The sequence below is a fragment of the Halomonas sp. XH26 genome (assembly GCF_024138895.1).
In the GTDB taxonomy this organism is placed as follows: Bacteria; Pseudomonadota; Gammaproteobacteria; order Pseudomonadales; family Halomonadaceae; genus Vreelandella; species Vreelandella alkaliphila.
In genome coordinates this window covers 2807605-2822225 of the sequence record NZ_CP071889.1, presented here as the reverse complement: position 1 = coordinate 2822225, position 14621 = coordinate 2807605, and the positions used below count along the sequence as shown (strand labels likewise).

Sequence of the window (14621 nt, the reverse complement as noted above, 5' to 3'; positions counted from 1 at the left end):
ACGGTGGGGTTTCCGAGTGAGAACCACTGGGTGTCGAGGCTATCACACGTGGGCAGAGACCCGCAGTCTGACGTAGTCGGCGGTCCAGTTGCCTTGCCCATCACTTAGACTGTGAGAGAGTAGGTTAATCGTATTATCAATAATGGCTACCTGCAGGTCCTCATCTAATCCGTGCAAAAACGGGCTTGCAAAGGTTTCGAGCCAGCCAGCAATACCCGTGGGTAGTGGTGTGGGGCGAGGGATTAGCTCAATTGAATCGACATGAAAGCCCGCCGTTTGAAGTAGGTTTGTGTACTCTTCCGGGGTGGGAAAGTACCAAGGATGACGGCCACGTGAGCTAATACCGCGAAACTGCAGCGAGGCAATAAGCGCAGTACAAATAGCGGCCACGTTGCCATGCCCCCCAAACTCTGCAACAAAACGTCCGCCGGGTTTTAGTGCGCGTTTTATGCCGGCCAATACCGTTTGCGGGTCCAGCATCCAGTGCAACGCCGCGTTGCTGAAGACCGCATCAAATTCTTGGTCAAAGGGTAACTGGTGCCCATCGACAACCCTAGCGGTGACTCCGCGCTGTTGGGCAGCGGCGACCATCTCTGCGGAGGCATCGACACCCAGTACATCGGCACCTAATTGCATAATACGCTCGGTGAGCGCGCCATCACCACAGCCAAGGTCCAGGATGCGCTGTCCGGGCTGTGGCGCTAAAAGCTTCATTACATCGCTTCCCAACGTGGGAACAAAATTGGCGTGTTCCGCGTAGTGGCTGGCGTTCCATTCCTGCCCTTGCGGTGTCAGAGGGATGTTAGACATTATCGGCTTCCTAGCGGCGTTATTTATCTTAGGGGGGACCCAATGGCTTCATTTAGTATAGCTTGCGATCAATAGCATGCGTTAAGTCTGAATTCAGGAGTAAACGCATGGAACCAGGGCACTTTAGTTGTCATATCCGTTATATCAAGTATTAAGAGGCGAGACGAAATGAATGATGTTATCAAACTGCTTCAATCCCACCGCTCCATCCGCAAATTTACCGATCAGAAGATTTCGCGTGGGCTGCTGTTAGAGCTCATCAAAGCGGGCCAGGCCGCTGCCACATCAAGCCATGTGCAGGCCTACACCATTATTAATGTCACTGACTCAGCGAATCGCGAAAAAATCGCTGAATACGCCGGTGGTCAAGGCTATGTCGCAAGTAGCGCGGTTTTTTTAGTGTTTTGTGCGGATATGAAGCGCCCGACAGAGGCGTCTGAGCGGACAGGTGCCAACGTTGAACGAGGTATGACAGAACAGCTATTGGTCGCCACTGTTGATACTGCTCTAGTGGCACAAAACGTTGCAGTGGCCGCCGAGTCTGAAGGGCTTGGCATTTGTTATATCGGTGGTATTCGCAATAATCCTCAGGCGATCAGCGAACTTTTGCATTTGCCTGACCATGTTTATCCGGTGTTTGGTATGTGCCTTGGCTATCCGGCCCATGACCCTGAGGTTAAGCCGCGTCTACCGGTAGAGGCTATTCTCAAGGAAGATACTTACCGTGAAGATACTGAGCAAGTCGAAGCGTTTGACAGCACTATGCAGGCTTACTACCAAACACGCAGCACGGGTAACAAAACGACTGACTGGTCGCATAATCTAACGCCGCTCTTCGATTCAAAACTGCGTCCCCACATGCGTGACTTTTTAGTTAAGCGTGGTTTTGAAATGAAGTAACGAACGAGCTGAGCGTGAAGCAGCTCATCACCATGTGGTAAGGCGTTTAAAAGAGCAGGTTTCTTGCGCTGCACGATAATTGCGTTCATCTATACTGGTTGCATGCCAAAAGTAGTGCCGATAACAATAAAAGGAGCTATTGATGAATCTTCAGCGCGCTTATTACCTGCTAGCAGCTTTTTACAGCCTGTTTCCACTTATCGGGCTAATGGCCATTTTCTCAGGCGGGGGAACTCCGTTTGCTGTGGCTCACCTCGCGTTGGGAGTACTCGCCGTGATAGGGCTGTGGGGCTACGTACTCAAACGTGGGTTTATGAACCCCCGTATGTGGCAGCCCTTAGCCATGGTGCTGGCAGTCATGGCAGTAGGTCAGATGCTGGTGATCTTCATCCTCCCCGTTTCCAGCATTGCACTTACGTGGATGCTAACAAGCAGTATCTTCTCCGTAATGCTGGTCATAGTGCTGTTTCACTATGGAAAACGTGATCAGCCACTATGGGCAACGCCTGTAGAGGCAGATGCTGCAAAGCAACTTGCAAAAATGCTTGATAGCGCTTCGCCTTTATCTGCTGTTCATTACGAAGGTGAACAAGAAAATAGCGTTAACGTTACTAAGGTAGGCAGTCAATATCATGCCAAAGTGACGCGGCGTGGTAAAAACGGGCAAGAGACATTTGAACGCTACTTTCAGTATCCTGAAACACTGGTGTTTTTTCTAGAAAAATTCGCCAGCATTTCAGTTCATGATTTTCGGCAAACGGCGCTTTCTTAAATCGTTGAACAAGCCGGATTTTAAAAATGCGTTAAGAGATAAATGTGTGAGCGATCTGAGGCTTTAATGTTTTTACGATATATTCGTATAACGGGATCAGACGCTCACTCATCTCTTGTTTCGCCACATGATAGTCGATGTAGTAAGCATGGCGAGTACCGTGATACACAATCGGCTCACTCACTTTGGTAAACTGAAAACCTGATATCGCCAATAAACGGGGAAGACGAGGTTCCATCATTGCAAAAACATGTCGTCGATTAGTTAAACCAACGATAGAGTAGGTGCATAAAAAAAGACCCAGGGCGACGAGTGAAAATGTCTTTGCCTCATCTTGTGAAAATAAAACGACTTCTTTACCTGCTATTTCTTCTGGGGTGCTGGATTTTCGCGTTCTGAAATTTTTAGAAATGGCTAACCGTGATACTTCACACGTTTCAAGGGTCGGTAGCTTAAATGGCGTTAATTTAGGATGGTTTAGTAGCTGCTTCCCTTGGTTTTGAACAGGCAAATGATCAGGAGGGTTAGTGTTGCTGGAAAAGGGCATGACTAATCGTACGCACCCTGCAAGAATGCCACTACGTTTGTGTTCTATAAGGCAATGAATCGAGTAATTATCGTACTCATCGGACTCGTACAAACGTGCCTCATCTTCATGCATCTCATAGTTGAACTCTTTTAAGAAAACATCATGCCGTAGTCGAAAGGCGCGCCGTTTTTGGTCGTCGGTGTTAGCAATAAAAAAATGATATTCATCGATAAATTTGTCAATCATTCCCTTATGGTTGCTTTTATCGTCAAACTCACTCTCTTGGGTGGATTTCCCTGCTAGCATCTGTTGCTTCCTTCTGAGTGCGGCACTTACCAAAGTCGAATTTTTTCAGGTTTCCCTAGATGATAGCCCTGTCCATACTGAATGCCATATGAAAGAAGAACAGGTATCAGTGCTTCTTGATCTACAAATTCAGCAATAGTCTGCTTACCGAAGCCTCTTGCTATATCGGCAATCGCTTTGACAAGCGTGTGGCTATCCGTATCGATAAGTAAGCTGCGAATAAAAGAGCCGTCGATTTTAATATAGTCCACAGGGAGCTGACTAAGATAGTGAAAGCTGCTAAAACCAATCCCAAAGTCATCGAGTGCTGTTCGGCAACCTAAATCCCTCACGGTTTGCAGCACGTTGCGCGCTGTTGAGAAATCTGTGATAGCAGCGGTCTCTGTTACCTCTAAAATGAGATGATGGGGATCAGCACCACTGGTTTTTAATTGATCTGCCAGAAACTGTTTTAAACCTAAATCATGTAAAGACTGGCCTGATAAATTTACAGCTAACGACAAGCCCTCTTTTTGTAGCGTTGCCAGTGCTGCTAAGCTATGGCGCAGCACCCAGCGGTCAACTTGAACAATTAAACCGCTTTGTTCTGCAATAGGTATAAACTGTGCCGGAGAGACTAAGCTTCCATCGTCATTGCGCATACGTAGCAGTACTTCGTAATGCTTAATATCGCGATCCTTCAGCCGCACAATGGGCTGCGCCCACAGTTCAAATTCGTCGTTTTCTAGTGCTTTGTGTAGCCGTTCTACCCAATAGACGCGTTCTTGAAGCTCATCTTTAGCATTTTCCGCCTGATTGAGAAGGTACCAATGCTGATTACCACTCTCTTTTGCTTTATACATGGCCATATCGGCGCTAGCTAACAGGTCAGCCGGTGTCTGCCCATTAACAGGGAACAGCGCAATACCAATGCTGGCGGAAACATGGTGCTTCCGTCCAGCAGCTGTAAAGCCAAGACCGTCAAGCAGCTGAGAAATATACTCCGCCACGTTGATCGCTTGTTCGCTGCTAATATCTTCCAGTAGCAGGGCAAATTCATCACCACCGAGGCGGGCAATAATGCTTCGCTGACTGAGATTTAAAAAAAGCGTATCAGCAACTTCTCGTAATAGACGGTCGCCTACATGGTGGCCACTGAGTTCATTGATCTCTTTAAACTGGTCTAGATCTAGTAGTAAAACAGCGCCTTTGGCTTGATTAGCGATAGTGCGCTTCAAAGCATCTTGGAAATAGCGACGATTATAGAGTTCCGTTAATGGATCATGTTCCGCAAGCCACGTTAAACGTGCCTCAGCAGCTTTACGTTCGGTGATGTCTAGCCCAACGGATATCTTCGAGGCATCGTGGTTGTTACTGTTCGCCAAAAAAGCGTGGTACCAAACGACGGTAAAAGAGTGTCTATCCAGAGTTTGAAATGTCTTTTCTTCCTGGTTGGAAGCACTGGGATGAGTCACGGTGCTGCCATTAGCATTACTTTCGCTGTTGGCTTCATCCGCATTGTTACTAGGCAATGCCAAGTGAGCATTTTGATCAAAGATGTCAGAGAAATGGCGCCCAATGACATCTGCGTCTTTTAGCCCTAACCTTTCTAGCGTGTAGCCATTAATCAGTTGGATACGCCCTGTACTATTTTGAACAACAATAAAGACCTGTGCAGCGTCGAGTAGGCTATTAACAAAATCACGCTCTTTGGCTAGCTCATCAACGCGTTCGGCTAGCTGTCCGCTATGTTCTTGGACACTCTGTTCCAGTGCTTCTAGCTGGTGGGAAAGCTCACGGGTTGAATCTTCCAGCCTATCAATTTCGTTAGAAAAATGCCGCCGAGGCAATGGTAGTTTATCTCTTACACGACGAAACTCACCACTCGCCAGCGCAGGCAATAGGCCGGCGACTCGCCGTAGTCGAGCCATTGGGCCCAATAGGATAATCAACAGTAATAGCTCGGCAGCTAACCAGCCAACTAAGCCCACTACAAGTAGTGTCTTCGTTGCTGTACGAATAGCGGTGATCTGAGGAGTGATATCGGAAATAAGCAGGAAATACCCAGTGCTGCGCCAGTCGGCGTCTTCCTCCATATACACGGCACTTAATTCAAAATACCGGTTCATGTATTCAAGGCTAAAAGGCATGTGAACCAATTGATTCAGAACGACGTCTTGAGATGCTCGTTGAAGTAAAGAGAGTGTCTGGTCACGGTTTGTAAGCGCTAGAATATGGCTGTTCCAGTCTTCCAGTAGAAGCGCCTCGGGGGGAGGAGAACCAGTAATACGCCCTGTCACCATCAGCGCTATTTCGCTATTGGAGACTTCTTTAGCTTGTCGCGTAACATCCGCAAGCGAGCGCGATAACACCACCATTCCAATGCTAGCGCCTTCCATAAGAACGGGAACCGCAGCAAACTGCTGGCATGTCATGGCGCAACGTAATGTGGTAATGGGTGACTCTGTGGTCAGTACACTACCTATCCAGCCTTGAATGGGCAGATCAATGAGCGGGTCGTTGGTACCTGAGTAACCCACTCTTGTTCCTTGAGTATTAAAAACAAAGATTTCATCAATCCCCGCTTCTAATTGCAGAGAAGGCCACTGTGCTCTGAGCACCTCAGCTAGCTCATCCTGGTTATTCTCTTGTAGCGCGCTTCCAAGCTCCGGCGCCGCAGCGGTTAAGCCCGCCAACTGACGTAAGTTATCCGATGAGCGTTGCATCGCCAAGCTTATCTCACGCTGCTGCCGCTCATGGCTTTCCATCCGACTACTTTCTAACTGTTGCGTGAGATGGTATTGGCCTAGCCAGATAAAGAGTGCCACAAGCGCTAGCAGTAATAGACTGCTCAGCGCGATAACACGCCAAGTCAAGCTAAGCCGGTAGCGCGCTTTAGAGGACGAACGTGTGGTCATCTGCGTATCCCGTTCAGGTAATGCTAAAAGCGCAGTGAAAGCTGGAAGAGCAGCATATTCCAATGTCGGCTTGTTTCAGACGCATCCGCATCTTTATGTAAGGGTAGCCAACCAGTACCATCCACATGATGATATTCACCTGCTAACATTAGGTTGGGTCTGGGGGTCCACTGAACGCCAAAGGTAATGTCATCAGCAAATTGGGAATGGGCAGGGCCCAAGCCACTTTGTTCGTAGCGAGTACCTGAACGGTCATTTCTGTCGTTTACCAAACGATCAAAGCGAATTAACCACTGCCAATCATTGTTCATACGACGCGTATATTGCACATACCAGCTTTCACCGGTTTTCTTTTGGTCGATGGCGGGATTAAAGCCATCCAGTTCAATTGTTCTCAGCGCATACTCAGAGGTTAAGCTCCACAGTTCGTCATTGTATTGCAATGAAAATACCCAAGGCTGAAACTGGAAGCTGCCATTATTTAGTGGCGGTTGAGCGTCTTCATAGTTGGCGTTAGCACTCGCGGTGCTGAGTGCCATTAGGAAGTGTCCACCGTTGTCTTCATAGCGAATTTGGCCAATCGCAGAAGAGCCCGCTTGTAACGATCCTGGAAAACGCTTCAGCCCAAGCGCTTGATCTACATCGTCTTCTATGCGTGTTTTACCAACGCCTGCTTGAAAGCGAAAAACGCCTGATTGGGTTCGCTCTTCATGATAAATACTGGCGCCATCGCCAGCCATTCCCAACGATCGAGTTCGATCAAAATAGATTGATTGCGGCAACAAGATGCTGGGGCGCGTGAAAGCGACGTCACGCGTTTGGTTATAAATACCGAAGGGATTTTTAAATCTACCTACCTGAAGACCAAGCGTACGTTGCTGGTTGGAAACCATCTGATAATCCACCACGCCATAATCTAGCGTTGGGATGGCATCGCTAGTTTCACCACCGGCGCGACGGCTAAGCACCTGAGCGGCCACCAGCACATTGCGGTGAGGGCGAATAGAAGCGTTAACACCTATTTCGGTATACTCCAGGCTTCCTGCATTCTCACTGCTGCGACCGAAGAAATCGTTATCGTCGGTGATGATAAGCGCCTGGCTCAGGAAACCATGTACTTGCAGAGTGTCGAGCACGCTTTCGTTTGCCCAGGCAGACGAGCAAACAGGCAGTGCGAGCAAACTTGTGAGTATGGCTATAGTGGGCCTGCGGATAACGGAAAAATGTTCATTCCATTGAAATAACTTGGACATTTTCATCCAGATACTCCCTTTCAAGATATCCCAGCGCGCCAGGAGTATTCGCAATCTTCTCGCGCATTTCGAGCTGATCAGCAACGCGATTAGGCGCTTGCCCCATGCCAGAAAACACCATGCGATCCCATGCCAGTTGTAGCTGATGTGGATAAACGGCGAGCTGCTCTTTGGTGAAACGCGCATGTACAGGATCTCGGTTTGGCAGCACAAACACCTGTACGGCTTCGCCGTCAGGCCATGTACGTTGCCGCATGGCAAATATCGCCCGCGTTGTGTCACGGTTTAGCCATTGCGTGGCTACCGCTGGGTGCGCCACTAGAAGTATGGTTGCGTCTTGATCAACGGATTGTGCATGGGTTTGTTCGGCAAGAAGAAAAGCCAGCACTAACCCAATAAGGCCCCGTGTGATTTGTTGGCAAGCGATACGTATCAAGTAAAGAGACGGCATAGCGCGAGTCTTGTCCATCGCCTGCTGAACGCCAAGCCCATGCAGCATACCATTCGTGCTAGCACGCTATATGTGTGTGAAATGATGACGCTTACTCCTCTTCAGCCTCTAGAGGCAAACTGTTTTTGTATAAATATTTTGTGTGATGGAAGATAAATTTTTGAACCTCGGCTCGGCAGCGGTAAGTCGAAACTGCACAATTTTTAAACCCTACATCAATTTTGTTGATCTTACCTACATCACAATCAACGAAACGACCTGCGACGAAAGTATGTATCGTCTGGAAATACCGCTCGCAAGGTTGATTGACGATGACACACGAGGGCAGTGCTTGAAGCGCTAAATACACGCGTTCAATAGATCTACTTCTTGATAGTTAAGCTGATGCTAATTGCTATCAAGGCTGAGAGGGGATGCTCGGATTCACCCCGATCAACTAAAACGCTCGGCCAAAGCCGAGCGTACAATGACGAGCCAACGATGGGTTAGTCCGCGAGTTCAAGAAGCCGATCAGCGTAATCGGTAAACAAACCGTTGACGCCCCAGTCCTGTAAACGCTTCATCTCATCAACTTCATTGATGGTGTAAACATGAACTGGAAGGCCATTCTCTTGAGCTTGGCGAATAAAATCAGCATCAATAACGTCTTCGCCGTTATACGTCACATTCGTGCCGATACCCACCGCGTACTCTTTGATAGCCTGAAAGTCTTCGTCAGTGATGTCTGCTGGCGCTGGAGTAACACCTGTCCACTCCACTAAACGATCATTATCTTCCTCGCTGGGCGAGTACCATACCAACTGGATGAGGGGGATATGCTGATTAAGCTCACGTAGTTTGAGGAGACTACCCTGCTCAAACGATTGCACCAGCACCCGACCATTTTCAATCATTTCATGATCTTCAAGTGCCTCAACCAAGGCTTCTTCTAAACCAGGGTTCAACAGAGGGGACTTGGTTTCAATGTAGTAACGAGCATCGTGACCAAAGCGCTCAAATAGCTCTTCCAGTGTGAGTATTTGCGCTCCTTCAAAGGCCGTATCTGCCTTATCGACATTGGCGTCGTTGAACCAGGTGCCGGTATCAAGCGCCTTTAGCTCTTCTAGCGTGTAATCATGAATATTGCCTTCGCCGTCACTGGTGCGATCGATGGCATCATCATGGAATACCACTAACTCACCATCGGAGGTGATCTGAACGTCCAGTTCCAGGTAATCAGCTCCCCACTCATGGGCCAGTTCATAGGCTGCCATGGTACTTTCCGGCGCATGTCCGCTGGCACCGCGATGAGCGATTACCTGAAACGACTCCAGATCCTTTAGCTGCTGCTCTAGTGGCGTTGCCTCTGCGAGTGCAGTGGACGTAGCAGCACCAGCAAAAAGACCCAGTGACACGGCAGTAATCAGCGGATGACGTTGCATAGAAATTCCTTCGTTGAACAGATGTTCAATTATCCTACAGGTCTCCTTGTGAAAATACCAAATAGGTAACTTGTTTGTGTTTGTTAAAGAAAAGCCTGCTTTGGTAGGTGCTCTTGCCATTAAACGCTTGGTCTAACACAGCATCAGCTATTCTTAAGTGGACGCTACTCATTGCTTACTTAGCAATTGCCCTTTATCTAGGCGAGCTAAAAGAGTGGCTTTCTGGTGCCAGAGCAGGGGGGGAACGGCTGTTAATCTTCCCACTGATTGCCTTGCGATCGGAGGTTTTCTGGCAGAAGTAGATGAAATAAGTAGATGAAATAAGCAGATAAACAGGGAGATAGGCGATAAGAGGTAGCCACAATGATTGCTTATACAATGGTAGGAACGCATAACCTGGAACGTGCACTTCGCTTTTATGCGCCGTTGTTTAACAGTATGGGGCTGGATGTGTGCTGGCAAGATGATGCCTGCGTTTCTTTCGGCGACCCAGATGATGTCAATGTGCCAAGGTTCTTTGTTGGTTTTCCCTTTAATGGTTATCCCGCTAGCGCTGGCAACGGCACCATGACAGCGTTTCAATTTGCTGATCCTAAAGAAGTCGATACGCTCTATCAATTAGCGATGCAGAACGGGGGCAGCGATGAAGGTCCGCCAGGTTACCGCCCCCAGTATGGTGAAGGTTTTTTCGCCGCCTACGTACGAGATCCAGACGGCAACAAGCTGGCGTTTGTCGTCTATCCCCATCGGTAGATGCTAAGCCAACGCAGCGTCAACAAATAGCTCCTCTGTAAAGGTTGAATTGCACAAATCAAGAGGAGCAATGATGACGACGCTAGTAATCGGTGCAAACTCCCAGTATGACTAACCAGGAGTATCTGCTGCTGGATGGAAGGCGCTCAATTGATGAGATTGTTTGAGGAAATTGTTTGAGGAAATTGCTCCGTCGTTGGGCTAGAGCAATCGTTACTGGGTGTCTCTAACCCACCCAACCCAACAGTCGCCACCAAAGGTAGTCTAATGGCATCAATAGTAAGATCGTTATTAGCGCTAATGGGATGATAATCTTCAACAATTGGCTCAAAGGCTCTTTAGATAGCTGCATGGCCATAATCAAGGGCGCCACCTGATAAGGAAAGATGACGGTGGAAAAACCTACCACTTGAGTCATTAGCACCGTGGAAAGTGGGAGTCCTGAAGCAGCGGCGAATTCGGTGGCCATGGGAGTTAGTATGGTAGCTACATTGGGTGTGGTGGCGACTACCCCAGTCAAGGTGGCCATCAATGAAAGCGACATAAAGTCCCAGAAGGGGATACTATTGCTCGTCTCCAGCAGTTGACTAAACTCTCTTCCCATAACACTGCCAATGCCTGAGACATTTACCAGTGTTCCCACCCCCAACGCGGCGGCTACAAATACCACGGTGCCAAAATCTGTCGCTCCATTGAATGATTTCGGGGCCATGACACCGACTTTTGGCATCATTAGCACCACCGCTGCCACTAGCCCTACCCACGCCGGGTTTACGCCGTGTAGCGTATCGGTAACCCAAAACATCAACGTAATGCCCAGTATGACAGCCACTTTTTTTTGCTGTGTCGCATCGCCGGAAAATTTGGTTTCAGCGACGACTTGCTTAAACTGTGGGTCAATGCGGGCTGGAAATACCACTATTACCAGCGCTACGATTAATAGCGCTTTTAGCATTCCCAAAATGGGAAAGTGCAGAAATAGATACTCCGCATAGCCAAAATGAATGCCATATAGACTTTCACTTGCACCTGCCAAAATCATATTAGGGAGGTTGGATGGAAGCACCGCAAAACTTGGCATGTTACAAGCGGCAGCAAGAGCAGTGGCTACGCCCAGTCGGCCAGCGCTGCCCGGCTCAAAGCCCACTCGTTCAGCCAATGCTAAACCAATAGGAATCAATACCACTGCTCGACCCGCTGAAGAGGGCATCACAAAGCCTAATGCTACGGCGGTTAACACTAACCCTCCAATCAGCCGTGGATAGCTTGCCGTTAGCAGTGGTGCTAATACGGCCGCTAGTCGATCGCCAAGTTTGCTTGATGTAATGGCAGAACCAATTACAAATCCGGAGATAACCATCCACACGGCTGTTGAGCCAAACCCGGCGAATAGTTGCTCCGGCGCTGGCAGACCAAAGACACTAACCAGCGCGAAAAAGATCAGGCCAGTCAGAAATGGGGGGAGTACCCCGGTACTCCACAGCACCAGCGTGAGCAGTACCATGCCAGCGCTGTAAGAAAATGCCGCTGGGTTGCCCGCTAAGGGAAAAAATGCCAATAACAAAGCCACCAATAAAGCCGCTGCTGTTATTGCGTGGGAAAAGCGAAGTGAACGGAGCATGAAGGGGGTCCTGGTGGCGATGAACTCAATTGCGCGGTGCGCGCAGCTGGACCTACAATAGCGCCTGCATGCTGACGTGTTGAGGGCAAGATATGACAATAAATAGCGATAAGGCGACAATGTCGCCACCCAGTGATATAGCGTTTGTCCTCGATCCTAGTCGCCCTGTATTGACTCGCGCTCGCAGTATGCAGGCTGAAACCGGGGTATTGCCGCACGCTCACCCACGCGGGCAATTGCTATGGGCTAAACACGGCGTGCTGCGTGTTACCAGTGAACAAGCGGTGTGGGTTGTACCCTCTACTCACGGCGTGTGGATACCCAGTGGCTGTCTCCACCAAGTGAGTTGTGAAACGCTGGTGGAAACCCGCAACCTCTACATTGATCCTACTTGCAGGGCACGTGATCAGGACACCCAGGTGGTGATGGTGGCGATGAGCACGTTGATGCGCGAGATTGTGCTAAGGCTAAACGATTCCCTAAAGTGTCGCGACGGCGATGCCAGCACGACGCGCCTAGGTCTAGTCGCTATTGATGAACTAAATAGTCTACCCGCTGAGAATTTGTCGCTACCTGCTGGGGCTGACCCGCGGTTGCGACGTATCATCAGCCACATGGTCAACCACCCGGATAATCGCCACACATTAGCTGAGCTGGCGGGCCTTGCCGGGGCGAGTGTACGAACGCTAGAAAGACTATTTAAGTCCGACACCGGGCTGACCTTTCGCCAATGGCGTACCCGCTTCAAGTTGATGAATGCGCTTGAAGCCCTGGATAGAGGCGAAAGCTCAACCGCAGTGGCCTATACGGTAGGCTATAAAAGCGTCAGCAGTTTTGTGGCTGCCTTCAAAACGGAGTTTGGCTATACACCTCAAGTCCGCGCCCGCTGCCAATAATGCGGCGATTAGGCGTTAGTTGACTCATGCATTAACCCCTTTCATGCCTTCCGGCGTGTAGCGCTCACCGATGACCGGAATGCGAGCAGTGGCTGCTTCCAACTGGCGTTGTTCATCTGGGGTCAGAGTGATAGCCGTTGCAGCTGCATTCTCTTCAAGATAACGCAGCCGCTTAGTTCCTGGAATTGGCACGATATTGGGGCCTTTAGACAGTAGCCAGGCGAGCGAAAGCTGTGCGGGTGTGCAGCCTTTGTCGGCGGCCACTTGACCAATCACGTCGGCGATTCGGCGGTTGGTACTTATGGCTTGATCTGAAAAGCGCGGCAAGTTAGGACGGAAATCACCTTCTTCGAAATCCGTCGTGTCCTGAAATCTTCCCGTTAAAAACCCCCGGCCTAATGGCGAGTAGGGCACAAAACCGATGCCTAGCTCTTGGCAGGTAGGGAGCACCGCTTGCTCTACGTCGCGTGTCCAAAGCGAATACTCGGTTTGGACGGCGGTAATCGGATGCACTGCATGGGCGCGGCGCAAGGTGTCAGCGCTGACCTCGCACAGGCCGATATGGGCAATTTTTCCCTCTTTGACTAGCTGGGTGAGTCCTTCCATGGTCTCTTCAATAGGCACATCCGGGGTTACGCGATGGACGTAGTAGAGATCGATTTGCTCGACCCCTAACCGTCGCAGCGATGCCTCGCAGGCCTTGCGCGCATACTCGGCGCTGTTGTCCAGGCGTCGTTGATACTCACCGGGCTTGCGCACAATGCCAAACTTGGTTGCGATACGCACTTGCGGCTTATGCTTGGCCAGAAAGCGGCCAATAAGCTCTTCGTTATGGTGCGGCCCGTACATATCTGCCGTATCAAAAAAGTTGATGCCCAGCTCCACTGCCTGCGCTAATACGCGTAGCGATTCACTGTCATCCCGGGGGCCGTAGAATTCGCTCATGCCCATGCAGCCCAGGCCAATGGCGGAAATAGAAAGGTCGGTGCCAAGTGTACGTTGTTGCATGCTGTCTCTCCGTGAACCGTTCTTGAGTAGCGGAGTGACAGCGTGGCACTATCCCATAATGAAAAAAATGAACGAGTTCGATAAGCCGTTTTCCGGTTTTGAAAAGCAGATGCCCCGTGGGTGGGTGTGGGATGACACCCGCGCCTTTTTGGCTGTGGCTCGTCACGGCACGCTGAGTGGTGCCGCCGCGGAACTGCATTTGGGCATTGCGACGCTCTCCCGACGTATTGAACGGCTGGAAAAAGCGCTGCAGCTACCGCTATTTGTGCGCCAACAGTCGGGCTACCAACTGACCGAGGAGGGCGCAGGGCTGGTCGAGAAAGCGGAAGCACTGGAAGCGGCTGCGGTGGCGTTTACCACCGATGTTTCCCGCCACTCACAGCTGACTGGTAGAGTGCGTTTGGCTACCGCAGAGAATTTGGCAACGGCATTGATTCTACCTGCGCTTGCGCAATTTCAGCGTCAGTACCCTGGTATTACGCTTGAGCTAGTGACGGATATCTCGACGGCCAATCTACACCGTCGTGATGCTGATTTAGCCCTCAGAATGGTCAAACCCGAGCGCGGTAATGTCACCCTTCGCCGCTTGGGTTCCTTAGGCTATGGGCTTTACGCTAGCTCAGCCTATGCGGCGCAGCGTAAAACAGCGCTTGATACTGGCGACTACGATATGGATGCTTTTATCACCTGGGGGGAGGCGCAGGCCCATTTGCCTGCAGCACAGTGGGTCGAGCGCGTTCTACAAGGGCGAGAGCCAGCGTTAACCACTACCTCTTTGGCAACTCAAGTCGCCGCAGCTAAAGCAGGGCTAGGTATTGCAGTACTACCGCACTTTTTGGCTCAGGAAGCGGGATTAGTCTGTATTGCTTCTGATCTTGGCGTGGATCAGCCTATTTACCTCGTTATCCAAACAGACCTGACACAGTCACGCCGAACCCGTGCTGTGGCGGACTTTCTTATTGAACTGGTCGCCAGTAACCATGCTCGCTTGAGCATGGGCTGAA

13 protein-coding genes are annotated in these 14621 nt (G+C 50.0%); 5 read left to right on the top strand and 8 right to left on the bottom strand.

The features are described 5' to 3' along the window. Positions 1–42: 42 nt before the first annotated feature. Positions 43–810: a class I SAM-dependent methyltransferase gene (locus J4377_RS12895; protein WP_038477213.1), complete on the bottom strand. Its 768-nt coding sequence runs from the start codon at positions 808–810 to the stop codon at positions 43–45. 168 nt (positions 811–978) lie between these two features. On the opposite strand from J4377_RS12895, the gene nfsA reads away from it, so the two are divergent. Further along, a complete protein-coding gene (nfsA, locus tag J4377_RS12890; protein ID WP_038477210.1) occupies positions 979–1710 on the top strand; it encodes an oxygen-insensitive NADPH nitroreductase in 732 nt (243 codons plus the stop codon). Between the two features lie 142 nt (positions 1711–1852). Further along, positions 1853–2482 carry a hypothetical protein gene (locus J4377_RS12885; protein ID WP_198349028.1) on the top strand — a complete coding sequence of 210 codons (630 nt, stop codon included), beginning with the start codon at positions 1853–1855 and terminating at the stop codon, positions 2480–2482. Between the two features lie 31 nt (positions 2483–2513). Here J4377_RS12885 and J4377_RS12880 read toward each other — a convergent pair whose 3' ends face one another. The 5 genes from J4377_RS12880 to J4377_RS12860 all read right to left on the bottom strand — a co-directional run bounded on the left by J4377_RS12880 (position 2514) and on the right by J4377_RS12860 (position 9339). Beyond that, positions 2514–3317 (bottom strand): PEP-CTERM/exosortase system-associated acyltransferase, encoded by an 804-nt coding sequence (locus J4377_RS12880; RefSeq protein ID WP_051626346.1) that lies wholly within the window; start codon positions 3315–3317, stop codon positions 2514–2516. A 26-nt stretch (positions 3318–3343) separates the two neighbouring features. Then, the gene (locus J4377_RS12875) at positions 3344–6214 is read right to left on the bottom strand and encodes an EAL domain-containing protein (protein WP_253485839.1); all 2871 of its coding nucleotides are present in this window, start codon (positions 6212–6214) and stop codon (positions 3344–3346) included. Between the two features lie 23 nt (positions 6215–6237). Further along, on the bottom strand, positions 6238–7473 hold the full coding sequence (locus J4377_RS12870) for a hypothetical protein (RefSeq protein ID WP_253485838.1): 1236 nt from the start codon (positions 7471–7473) through the stop codon (positions 6238–6240). After that, on the bottom strand, positions 7442–7966 hold the full coding sequence (locus J4377_RS12865) for a hypothetical protein (RefSeq protein WP_231657534.1): 525 nt from the start codon (positions 7964–7966) through the stop codon (positions 7442–7444). Before J4377_RS12865 ends, J4377_RS12870 begins: the two co-directional genes overlap by 32 nt. Positions 7967–8403: 437 nt before the next feature. Beyond that, the gene (locus tag J4377_RS12860) at positions 8404–9339 is read right to left on the bottom strand and encodes a glycerophosphodiester phosphodiesterase (RefSeq protein ID WP_253485837.1); all 936 of its coding nucleotides are present in this window, start codon (positions 9337–9339) and stop codon (positions 8404–8406) included. A 363-nt stretch (positions 9340–9702) separates the two neighbouring features. On the opposite strand from J4377_RS12860, the gene J4377_RS12855 reads away from it, so the two are divergent. Then, positions 9703–10092 (top strand): VOC family protein, encoded by a 390-nt coding sequence (locus J4377_RS12855; RefSeq protein WP_253485836.1) that lies wholly within the window; start codon positions 9703–9705, stop codon positions 10090–10092. A gap of 226 nt (positions 10093–10318) precedes the next feature. On the opposite strand, the gene J4377_RS12850 is transcribed toward J4377_RS12855, so the two are convergent. Next, complete coding sequence (locus tag J4377_RS12850; protein WP_253485835.1) at positions 10319–11713, bottom strand: SLC13 family permease; 1395 nt, start codon at positions 11711–11713, stop codon at positions 10319–10321. A 92-nt stretch (positions 11714–11805) separates the two neighbouring features. Here J4377_RS12850 and J4377_RS12845 point away from each other — a divergent pair, with 92 nt between their 5' ends. After that, a complete protein-coding gene (locus J4377_RS12845) occupies positions 11806–12609 on the top strand; it encodes a helix-turn-helix domain-containing protein (RefSeq protein WP_206047948.1) in 804 nt (267 codons plus the stop codon). A gap of 24 nt (positions 12610–12633) precedes the next feature. Here J4377_RS12845 and J4377_RS12840 read toward each other — a convergent pair whose 3' ends face one another. After that, positions 12634–13617: an aldo/keto reductase gene (locus tag J4377_RS12840; RefSeq protein ID WP_253485834.1), complete on the bottom strand. Its 984-nt coding sequence runs from the start codon at positions 13615–13617 to the stop codon at positions 12634–12636. 67 nt (positions 13618–13684) lie between these two features. On the opposite strand from J4377_RS12840, the gene J4377_RS12835 reads away from it, so the two are divergent. Then, positions 13685–14620, top strand: coding sequence for a LysR family transcriptional regulator (locus tag J4377_RS12835; RefSeq protein ID WP_370687187.1), 936 nt, complete (start codon positions 13685–13687; stop codon positions 14618–14620). Position 14621 lies beyond the last annotated feature (1 nt).

Bases quoted from the DNA above. Each gene is read 5' to 3' on its own strand.
- J4377_RS12855 (WP_253485836.1), top strand. From the start codon at position 9,703: ATGATTGCTTATACAATGGTAGGAACGCATAACCTGGAACGTGCACTT.
- J4377_RS12840 (WP_253485834.1), bottom strand. From the start codon at position 13,617: ATGCAACAACGTACACTTGGCACCGACCTTTCTATTTCCGCCATTGGC.
- nfsA (WP_038477210.1), top strand. From the start codon at position 979: ATGAATGATGTTATCAAACTGCTTCAATCCCACCGCTCCATCCGCAAA.
- J4377_RS12870 (WP_253485838.1), bottom strand. From the start codon at position 7,473: ATGAAAATGTCCAAGTTATTTCAATGGAATGAACATTTTTCCGTTATC.
- J4377_RS12865 (WP_231657534.1), bottom strand. From the start codon at position 7,966: ATGCTGCATGGGCTTGGCGTTCAGCAGGCGATGGACAAGACTCGCGCT.
- J4377_RS12835 (WP_370687187.1), top strand. From the start codon at position 13,685: ATGAACGAGTTCGATAAGCCGTTTTCCGGTTTTGAAAAGCAGATGCCC.
- J4377_RS12880 (WP_051626346.1), bottom strand. From the start codon at position 3,317: ATGCTAGCAGGGAAATCCACCCAAGAGAGTGAGTTTGACGATAAAAGC.
- J4377_RS12885 (WP_198349028.1), top strand. From the start codon at position 1,853: ATGAATCTTCAGCGCGCTTATTACCTGCTAGCAGCTTTTTACAGCCTG.
- J4377_RS12845 (WP_206047948.1), top strand. From the start codon at position 11,806: ATGACAATAAATAGCGATAAGGCGACAATGTCGCCACCCAGTGATATA.
- J4377_RS12850 (WP_253485835.1), bottom strand. From the start codon at position 11,713: ATGCTCCGTTCACTTCGCTTTTCCCACGCAATAACAGCAGCGGCTTTA.
- J4377_RS12875 (WP_253485839.1), bottom strand. From the start codon at position 6,214: ATGACCACACGTTCGTCCTCTAAAGCGCGCTACCGGCTTAGCTTGACT.
- J4377_RS12860 (WP_253485837.1), bottom strand. From the start codon at position 9,339: ATGCAACGTCATCCGCTGATTACTGCCGTGTCACTGGGTCTTTTTGCT.
- J4377_RS12895 (WP_038477213.1), bottom strand. From the start codon at position 810: ATGTCTAACATCCCTCTGACACCGCAAGGGCAGGAATGGAACGCCAGC.